At 45.6% G+C, this 9655-nt stretch carries 9 protein-coding genes; 5 read left to right on the top strand and 4 right to left on the bottom strand.

Annotated features, from left to right (window positions below):
* Nucleotides 1–47: 47 nt before the first annotated feature.
* Nucleotides 48–476 (bottom strand): hypothetical protein, encoded by a 429-nt coding sequence (locus NDI42_RS11560; RefSeq protein WP_190451708.1) that lies wholly within the window; start codon nt 474–476, stop codon nt 48–50.
* Nucleotides 477–996: 520 nt separating this feature from the next.
* On the opposite strand from NDI42_RS11560, the gene NDI42_RS11565 reads away from it, so the two are divergent.
* Nucleotides 997–1587, top strand: a complete 591-nt coding sequence (locus NDI42_RS11565) for a hypothetical protein (RefSeq protein WP_190451710.1) — start codon at nt 997–999, stop codon at nt 1585–1587.
* 304 nt (nt 1588–1891) lie between these two features.
* Nucleotides 1892–2728 carry a DUF1350 family protein gene (locus tag NDI42_RS11570; RefSeq protein ID WP_190451711.1) on the top strand — a complete coding sequence of 279 codons (837 nt, stop codon included), beginning with the start codon at nt 1892–1894 and terminating at the stop codon, nt 2726–2728.
* A 126-nt stretch (nt 2729–2854) separates the two neighbouring features.
* On the opposite strand, the gene sbcD is transcribed toward NDI42_RS11570, so the two are convergent.
* Both sbcD and cysH read right to left on the bottom strand, forming a co-directional pair.
* Nucleotides 2855–4174 (bottom strand): exonuclease subunit SbcD, encoded by a 1320-nt coding sequence (gene sbcD, locus NDI42_RS11575; protein ID WP_190451713.1) that lies wholly within the window; start codon nt 4172–4174, stop codon nt 2855–2857.
* A gap of 96 nt (nt 4175–4270) precedes the next feature.
* Nucleotides 4271–5002, bottom strand: a complete 732-nt coding sequence (gene cysH / locus NDI42_RS11580; protein WP_190451715.1) for a phosphoadenosine phosphosulfate reductase — start codon at nt 5000–5002, stop codon at nt 4271–4273.
* A 144-nt stretch (nt 5003–5146) separates the two neighbouring features.
* On the opposite strand from cysH, the gene NDI42_RS11585 reads away from it, so the two are divergent.
* The 3 genes from NDI42_RS11585 to NDI42_RS11595 all read left to right on the top strand — a co-directional run bounded on the left by NDI42_RS11585 (nt 5147) and on the right by NDI42_RS11595 (nt 8553).
* A complete protein-coding gene (locus tag NDI42_RS11585; protein WP_190451716.1) occupies nt 5147–5431 on the top strand; it encodes a glutaredoxin family protein in 285 nt (94 codons plus the stop codon).
* A 78-nt stretch (nt 5432–5509) separates the two neighbouring features.
* The gene (locus tag NDI42_RS11590) at nt 5510–7012 is read left to right on the top strand and encodes a UDP-N-acetylmuramoyl-L-alanyl-D-glutamate--2,6-diaminopimelate ligase (protein WP_190451718.1); all 1503 of its coding nucleotides are present in this window, start codon (nt 5510–5512) and stop codon (nt 7010–7012) included.
* Nucleotides 7009–8553 carry a DICT sensory domain-containing protein gene (locus NDI42_RS11595; RefSeq protein WP_190451719.1) on the top strand — a complete coding sequence of 515 codons (1545 nt, stop codon included), beginning with the start codon at nt 7009–7011 and terminating at the stop codon, nt 8551–8553. Before NDI42_RS11590 ends, NDI42_RS11595 begins: the two co-directional genes overlap by 4 nt.
* A 75-nt stretch (nt 8554–8628) precedes the next feature.
* Here the strand turns inward: NDI42_RS11595 and NDI42_RS11600 are convergent, their stop codons facing one another.
* Entirely contained in the window at nt 8629–9564 is a 936-nt protein-coding gene (locus tag NDI42_RS11600; protein ID WP_190451735.1) for a DUF4351 domain-containing protein, read from the bottom strand.
* Between the last annotated feature and the right edge of the window lie 91 nt (nt 9565–9655).

Genomic DNA, 9655 nt, shown 5'->3' on the forward strand with positions numbered 1-9655 from the left:
TGTCTTAATTTAAGCAATCCGGCTGTGGCCATCCTATCAGCTTTGAGCTAAAAAACCGCAACCCGGCCGTCGTCTTTAAGATAAACTGTGCGATCGCCTGGAGGACGACCACCGGGACGCACTTCTATCCGCAAAGTTCTCGCATTCGGTTTCCCAATGTTCACCCGCAATGGCAAACCAGTCGCATCCCACAACAAAACTGATAAATTTGGGTCGGTACTACCTCCCCTAGCAAAAGATACCGCTTGTCCGGGATTAAGAGGAATTGGGTCAGTCTCCAACACCCTCTGCATCTGAACCAAACTTGATGTTAGATTAACCACCTCAAAGGTAATGCGTTGTCCCGGTATGAACTGAATCGGCGGCGGCGGACATTTATCAGCACAGGTTCCGGCTGCTGCTGGGTTGATTTGTCCTGCATCCCCAAGCAGTAGACTAGCTGCAACTAAGACGAGTGTAGGTAGAAGTTTAGACATGAAAACTTAAATTTTACACACTCCATACTATCTCGCGTCGCGTCTGTCTGCATCAGTAAATACATTTTTTTTGTATGTAACCGCATTTTCTACAAAGTGCGGAAATTGCGGTTGTCCGACAGGCAAATATCTTAATCAGACTTGATATATAGCGTTTCTCAGTTGAGTGGAGTATATGGCAATTCTGACCTTCCCTCGACCTTGCTAGGGACATGGAATTGCCATGTCCTTACAGATGTAACGCAGCCAAGCCTTGAATTGATATACATAAGTTCAGGAAAGCGCAAGTCGCACATTTGAGTGACACTCAACTAAGCTACCTAAGGTGTGTTTCACCAGAAAAAGCGACTGCTAATTACCTTAAACCAAAAGTTAGAACTAAAGAGAACTTGCCAAGATGAAGCGGTGAAACAAATCTGAAATTTCAGAAATGTTCACGAGCAATGGAAAATGTTCCAGACACACAGATAAAAGTTTCATCTTAGTAAATAAACAGAAAACTAACCCTAAGTAACACTTCATGCTAGTTTCAACCTTTGAACTTTTAGTTAAGTCACAATTGCCAACAAATCTGGTTCCACCTCCACCAGAGTCCTTCGCCAAACTGAGGCGTACAGCCATTCAAGGTTATTTCCTAACACTTGCCAATACGACAAGCTCAACTGTCATAGTGTCTCTGGTGTTTACATCGGTTACGCCGTTTGTAGATATTGGAAAAACTTTCGTTTTTCTGGATGTAACTGGGGAAAATATTCCGGGCGATCTCATTCCAGATATAGCCGACAATAAGGCAAGATTCACCGTAAAGCTTCCTGCTAATGACACGGGTTTGTTCATTTTGCAGCCCGATATTTTGAAGACTGACAAAGGAGGGAAAAGTCTACTGGATACTGCGGACTTTGAAGTTCGTGGTTATGTGGAAATCTTTATGTCTTCGCTTTCCGAAGCTAAATCTGCAAGGCTTCTGTTAACACCTGAACACCGAGGGACATTCTTTAAAGATTTAACAGTTGAAGACCCTCAGCTCGATCAAATCGTCTACACTTTGCCTACCGCTAATGGGAACTCTCTTTTTAAGCTAGAAAAAGAGAAGCCTAACTCGGATGATTGACATAGAGTAGGGAATTTTGTTAAAGCTTATTAATGAGCTTTAACAGTAGGTTTACTTGAGACGACGGATACTTTTGGCGAAGCCCTTAAAACCTAACAACTTAGCTCTTTTCTTTAATAGAGAAGAGGAAATTAAAAGTCCCTACCCTATTAGGGGAGAGGTTTTAAGGGACTAGAGCCAATAGCATTAGAAAACTAAACCTGACCATATTAAAAGTTTGTTTAGTTTCACTATCACTCAATCCGGACTACAACTATAGCTTGGGTTTCACTTTTCCCAAAACAGCATTACAAAATTAGAAAACATGAGTATACAATTTAAACCGATTTCCTATAGTTGGGTTGCAGAAAATCCAAATCCAATTGGTGTTATTCAATTTATTGGCGGAGCTTTATACGGTACTCTACCAACTTTTTCTTATCGGTATTTCTTGCGAACTTTATTTGAGGCAGGTTATACCATCATTGCTGTACCTTTTCAGTTTGGTTTAAATCACGGAGAAATTGCTAAAGGATTGCTCGATGAAAGAGATAGAATTCGGCAGGCACTAGGCTATCCAGAAACATTAAAACATTTTTGGGTTGGTCATAGCTTGGGTTGCAAATATATCGCTTTGCTAGAAGCATATTCAGGACAAGCGATCGCGCAAGGTAAAAAAAGCATAATTGATGAACCTTCTTTATTAATTGCACCCGATATTTCCGACACCAAAGATGCTGTGCCGATTCCAGGTTTAGCACCTTTATTAGACTCTTGGGGGATTGGTGTACGCCCAACTAAAAAAGAAACTCAAGACTTGATCGGAAATAGTGGTTTATTTAATCTAACCGCACTAATTTCTTTTGATAAAGATACAATTGCTGGAACCAAAGACGAGCCAATTGATAAAAGTGACGTTGCCTGGTTTATTAATGAGTTGGAGTATAAAAGGAATAAGCCGCTGCTGCGAGGAGAGATACCAGGTGGGCATAGAGAACCGATAGGCATTATGTTAGGCGATTCTCTGGTTGATACTAATCCTTTTGACGGCATTTTGGAATCAATTGAAAAAAGACAATTAGAACCTCTTGCCATCCAATTTTTAGCAGAATTAGCCCAACGGCTAACACCCGAACCAACTACATTGCTAGCTTTTGCTTAATCTAAAGTAGGAAATATAGAAACGGGTGCATCCAAGCTTTTGTAGCCTACACCCTCGCATAGCCGATGCACCACAAACAAAGTCCACCCCACCCCTGATTGATTTCGGTGCCTTTGCGCCTAACTTCTAGAGCAAATTCAGCTGATTATCTGCATTCCCCACCGCCATCGGACTTGGCTGATTATTATCTTCCTTTGATGATGCAACTGACTCCAACCAAACCTCTTCCTCAGCGGCGAGTAACTTTTCAGCTTCCTCCAGCATCTGCGCGGCGATGTCCTTGAGGTCTTCTCGATTAGCTAAATAAGTCCTCAGTGCTTCCATTGGGTCGATGCTGGCACTTGAACCAAGTTCCGGTAAGCGAGGACGCGCCAGCTGACTTACCAATTCAGCTTGAATTGTGTAGCTGTGAGCTTCACTTAAGGAGCTGTGTAGCGTAGCATTATCAATCAAATCCAGCTGTTCGGAACGCAGTTTATAAATTAGCCGCACTACGGCTTCGTGGATATTTTTCTTTGCGATCGCTTTTAATATAGCTGCTTGCGGTTCAGTTGCATCAGACACATCTACTTCAATGGTGATAAAACTACGCACACTCAGAGGGCAAAATTCCCACTGCGCCTTACCTCGTTCTAGCTGAAGCATCACGTAGCCTTTGTCTTCTTTTTCTTCGCTGAAATCTACCCGCTCAATGCTACCTGGGTAAACGACTGGCGGATCGTTAGATTTATTAAGATTTTGGTGTTTGTGGACGTGTCCCAAGGCAACGTAGTCAAAGCAGGGACGAGTTAGCAACGACAAGGGGAGAGTGAAACCTTTGCCGACAGCTAAGAAGCGCTCCGCGCCTAAATTAGCGCGGTCTGCCATCAGGTGCGCCAAGAGAACCGTTGGCACTTCTGGGTCTAGCCGTCGGATTTCTCCTTCCAGACGAGGTTCTAGACGCTTAATTAATAATTCGTTGACTTCGGAGAGGGAAAGGTCTTCCGTTTCTGGGCGTGTCAGCAGGGTGGAACGGGTCAGCCAAGGAAGGGTCATAACTTGGACTGGGCCGCTTTTAGTTTCAATACGGTGGGTTTTAATTGTGTCGCCAACTATAAAACCTGGAACTCCCAGTGTCCGATAAATGCACAGACTCGCGCCTCCCTGACCTTGGGAATGCTGGTCATGATTCCCTACTAACAAAACTGTGGGAATCTGGGCATCAACTAAGCGGCGAAACTGAGTGGCAAAAGCTTCCTGCACGTAGGGCGGCGGTGTGGCATCGGGAAAGGCATCGCCACCGAACAGAACTAAATCGACGGGGAGAGCGATCGCGCTGTCAATACATCTAGATAAAGTATTGACAAAATCCTCCAACCGTGTATTTAACCCTGTTTCTGGATTAGTCCGCCCGTGGGTAAAGCCACTCCCCATATGGATATCGGATAGGTGGAGGATTTTAATCATTTGGGGATTGGGAATTGGTAATTGGGAATTGGGGATTGGGAATTGGGGAAAACTCTTTCTTACCTAGTCCCCAGTCCCCAGCCCCCAGTCCTTATTTTAAATGTGAATCCCGCACTCGGTTTTACCCATACCGCGCCAGCGACCAGCACGTTCGTCTTCACCTTCGGCTACTTGGGTGGTAATCGGTTCGTCGCCGATGCTGGGATATCCTTGGTCATGCAAGGGATTGTAAATCATTTTATACTCAGCCGCATAAGCCCAGCTTTGCTTCCGCGTCCAGCTGGCTAGAGGATTTACTTTCAGGCGTTGCTGAGAATCCAGTTCCAACACAGGCATATCAGCGCGAGTTGCAGCTTGGTCGCGGCGACGGCCGGTAATCCAAGCGACGGTGTTTAATTCCGATAGACCGCGTTGTAAAGGTTCGATTTTGGTGAGGTGGTGGAATTGGGTAATATCTTTATCCCACAGTGCTTCACCATAACGTTCTGCAAAAGCTTCGCGGGAATCTACCTCTAGAATCTTGTAAGTTTTCAGGTTTAAATTGTAAAGTTCTTTTGCTCGTGCCACGAGTTCCAAGGTTTGGGGGAAGTGGTACAGCGTGTCTAAAAACAAGACCGGAACTGGGTTTGCTGGTTTCAGGTCACGGTAGAGAATATCTGTCATTACCAAGTCATCAATATTAAAGGCGCTGGTTTGTACCAGTCCAGTGGAGATATTGTTGACGCACCATGCCAGGATCTCTCTGGGATGAGCTTTATCAAACCTTTGGTTCAGTTCGTCTAGGTCAAAAGAAGAGATGCTGACATTAGCTTTGGTGCTATAGGTCATGGTAAGTTTCTACTTGTTTCTTGATAATTTTTAACTAATGATGATTTTAACCTATAAATACACATATCCCTAGCGGGAAATGGGAATATCAATGTCAAATTTGCATAACTTCCAGTGGTTGATCGAATTTGAGAGAGAACCAGAATGCGGTTAATACTATACAGCAAGCCGGGTTGCCACTTGTGCGAGGGTTTGCAAGAAAAGCTCTTAAAAATTTCAAACCCCAGTTTAGAACTGGAGATTAGAGATATTACTACCCGCGAGGACTGGTTCCAAACGTTCCAATATGAAATTCCAGTCCTGTTTAGGGTGCGCCAAGAGCGTACAGAACAAGTAGAAGAACAGTTACCCCGTCCTTCTCCCCGCGCTACAGTGCGCCAGTTGGAACAAATGTTACAGAAATATTTACCAGAAGAAGATAAATGCTAATGGCTAATGGCTAATTGCCATAGTGTTGAAAAGCTATTAGCCAACGACCACAGACCAATGTGTGAGGAGCTACAAAAGATGAAATTGCGAGAGTTATTGGCAGCGGTTCCCGGCATACCAACATCCAGCCATGCAGCTTTAGAATCAGAAGTCAAGCGGTTAACGACAAATTCTCATGCTTGCCAGCCGGGAGATTTGTTTATTGGGATGCCGGGAACGCGAGTGGATGGGGGAGAATTTTGGTCTAGCGCGATCGCATCCGGTGCTGTCGCTGCCCTGATCTCTCCCCAAGCTGCCGAAAAACAACCGCCAACAGAGGATGTCTGCATTATCCCAGTCGCAGACATGACACAAGCCTGCGCCCAAGTAGCAGCTGCCTTCTACGGCTACCCAGCCCAACAGATGAAACTGATTGGCGTTACTGGCACGAATGGCAAAACCACTACTACTCATTTAATAGAATTTTTCCTAACTCAAAGTCAGTTACCCGCAGCGCTTTTTGGTACACTGTACGCTCGCTGGAATGGCTTTAAACAAACCGCTGCCCACACAACCCCTTTCGCCCTCGAATTGCAAGAACAACTGGCGGCGGCAGTAGCAGCAGGGTCTCAGATGGGGGTGATGGAAGTCAGTTCTCACGCTTTGGCGCAAGGGCGAGTTTATGGTTGTCCGTTTGAGGTGGCGGTGTTTACCAACCTCACTCAGGATCATTTAGATTATCACCGCGATATGGAAGATTACTTTGCGGCAAAAGCTCTGCTGTTTAGCCGAGAATATCTCAAAGGTCGGGCGGTGATAAATTCTGACGATACCTATGGGAAACGGTTGATTGAAGGGTTAAACTCTGAGCAAGTGTGGCGCTATAGCGTCCACGATACAACAGCCGATCTGTGGATGTCAGATTTAGATTACAGTCCAACTGGTATCAGCGGAATGTTGCATACGCCAAAAGGTGATATTTCCTTCCATTCGCCGTTGGTGGGTCAGTACAATTTAGAAAATTTACTCGCCGCCGTGGGAGCAGTTTTGCATTTGGGCATAGATTTGCAGGTTATCGCTGACTCGCTACCTTTATTTTCAGGGGTGCCAGGACGGATGGAGCGAGTGCAAATTAGTCCTCTTCAGGATATTAGTGTAATTGTCGATTATGCTCACACGCCGGATAGTTTGGAGAATTTGCTGAAAGCCTCCCGTCCGTTTATTCCCGGAAAGATGATTTGCGTGTTTGGTTGTGGGGGCGATCGCGATCGCACGAAGCGCCCGAAAATGGGTAAAATTGGGGCGCAACTAGCAGAATTAGCGGTAGTTACATCAGATAATCCGCGCACGGAAGATCCAGAACGGATTTTGCAAGATATTTTAGAAGGGATACCGTCAACAGTTCAACCTCTGGTAATTAGCGATCGCGCTGTTGCTATTCGCACCGCTATTTTAAATGCCGAGTCTGGCGATGGTATCCTCATCGCTGGTAAAGGTCACGAAGATTACCAAATTTTAGGAACAGAAAAAATCCACTTTGACGATCGGGAACAAGCACGAGATGCCTTAGAAGCAAGGATGAAATTAAAGGATAAAGGATGAATCTGCAACCCGCTCCAGATGGATCTCTCTACCAGCTAGCTTTAAAGCTAGCTGTTCAGCCTCTTTCCGTCACTGCTGCTACTCTCACGTCTTTCTCACGGGCGCTCTTGGATACACTGATTGAGCAACAGCTACCAGCTACTATCTGGGTGAAGCTGCCGCCTGGTCAAGTGTGGCAGCAGGAGATAGATTCATATCATCAATGGATGAGTGTCCCGCACACGATTTATCTATGCAAGCAGTTGGGGACTGGGGACAAGCCACTTCCCAGTCCTCAATCAAATCCCAAAAATCCGGCCGAATCACGGATTATTCCAATTTATCTGGCACCGGATAGCCCGATTTTAAGGGAGTATTTTGTCTTAGTCTTATCTGAGAAGTTTGTTGGCTTGATTTTGGCTCATCGTCCCCACCGAACCAAGCAGGAAATCCAGACAATCCCTACAGACAAAGATTTAGCGCCTGGAAAATCGATGGAGCTTATCGATATTCAGCAAGGGTTATCCTTTGAGGAGTCCGACGAGCTGCTGGCATTTAATATTAATCAAATCGCTACAGAAAAAAAGCGACTGCAAGCTATTTGCAGTTTCGACTTTCCTGTGATTCAGCAGCTTTTGCAGGGGATAGGAAACGCGATCGCTCCCAACCAAGAAGATTTATCTTCTTTAGACAAAAAGCTAGGGATTTTACCACAAGATAATGATTTTGTCCAGACCAAAGCGATCGCGTCTATACTCATCCACCTGTTAGAAACCCAAGGAAAGCAAGAGCAGAGCCGTCGCTTGAATAGCACCAGTGAGGGAACAACAGCACAAACAGCAGCCCTACAGCGGCAAAATGAATCGTTGCTTGACGACTTGCTGTTTAAAAACGAGTTGCTGAGTAATTCGCTGCTGGAACTGCGGACACCGCTAACGAACATGAAAACCGCCCTGAAGCTGCTAGAATCGCCGAATCTCAAACCAGCGCAACGCCAACGCTATATGCGGCTGTTGCATACAGAATGCGATCGCCAGACTTCGCTAATGAGCGGTTTAATGGAACTGGTACAGCTAGACAGCACCACCATACCAATCAATCCGCCACCTGTGCATCTAGCAGAAATTGTCCCAGGCGTTGTCAGCACCTATCAGCCTCTGGCCCAAGAAAAAGGCGTCCAGTTAGGTTATACCATCAGCACTAACCTTCCAATTGTCTCTTGTTTAGAGTCATGGTTACGGCAGATAGTAATTAATCTCCTACACAACAGCATCAAATTTACTCCCACTGGCGGTCAGGTTTGGGTACGATCCAAACAACAAGGGGAATACGTGCAGCTAGAATTTCGAGACACCGGAATTGGCATTGCTCCCAATGAATTACCTAAAATTTTTGACCGTTTTTATCGCGGTCGCCCAGCTGGGGGTGAAGAAGTTGTCGGTGCTGGATTAGGTTTAACAATTGTGCAGCAATTACTTTTGCGTTGCGGCGGTTCTATTTCAGTAACTAGCAGATTAGGTCAAGGTTCCACTTTCAAAGTGCTGTTACCTATAGCAAATTAAAAAGGGGTTGCACTCTTAATTGCCCCTGTCCACTTGACTCCCAGCAACTCCGATTTGTCTTGCCCAATCTATCGCCTACTGTTCCTGCTGTGCCAACCATCCTTCCAAATCAGATAGGCTGGAGAAATCCAGCAGAGCTTCTCCCAGCATCTCCAGTTGTGTAATCGACAACTCATCGATCTGCGATCGCACTCCTTGAGGTAATTCTCCCACTTTGCGGGTGAGTTGGCGCAGGATGAGCGAACGGGCTTCCCGTTGAGCGCCCTGTTCAATCCCCCGTTCAAACCCAATTCGCTCAACACTGGTAATGTAGGGCATCCGTCTTTCCTCCTCGTAAACCTTCAATTCTTGCCAAAATTCGCTTTCTAACCCCTTGGGCAAAATCATAACCCAATCAACAAAGCGAAACAGGTTGACAATCTCCCGCCGCTCGTAGCCTTCCTCATACAGCCGCCGAATCAGGCTTAATTTCCTATCCTTACGGCCTTGCGAGTCGCGTTGTGTTTCCTGGGCTTGAATGTGCGCCATCACGACGATAGCAAAGGGATTGCGGCTTTGTTCTAGTTCGGCATTGCGCGAGCCATAATCTAGCAACTTTACCATCCCAAACCGAAATGTCAGTTCTGTATCGGGGCTGCTGAAACAATACTGATTCGGTCGCCAGTTGGCATTGCGATCGCACAAAATCGCTAAACTCGTAGCATGGCTGTGAAACCTATCGAAAATCCGCAGGTGATAAACCAGCATTCGTTCGGCAAAATTAGTTTCTGGTTTTGCTTGGATCTCGATATGTACAAGTAGCCACAATTGTTGACCCTGTTTGAGCCAAACTTTCACCAATTGGTCGGCATAACGTTTCCCAATTTCTGCATTCGGTGCAATTTGCTGGAATTCTTTATCTAGAAACTCGTGTGGTTGGCTCCAATCAATCTGCGCGGATGTTTCTGGAAAGAAAAACGCGATCGCTTCTGGGAAATACTGGCGTAAAATAGACCTCTTGCAAAAGTCGATGCTGAGGTAATATGGGGTCTAAACAAAGGCGCTCGCAAAAAACGGGTGAGCGATCACGCAGTCTGATTCATAAGAATATCTGATGAAATAC

Source organism: Funiculus sociatus GB2-C1 (assembly GCF_039962115.1).
Taxonomy (GTDB): domain Bacteria; phylum Cyanobacteriota; class Cyanobacteriia; order Cyanobacteriales; family FACHB-T130; genus Funiculus; species Funiculus sociatus.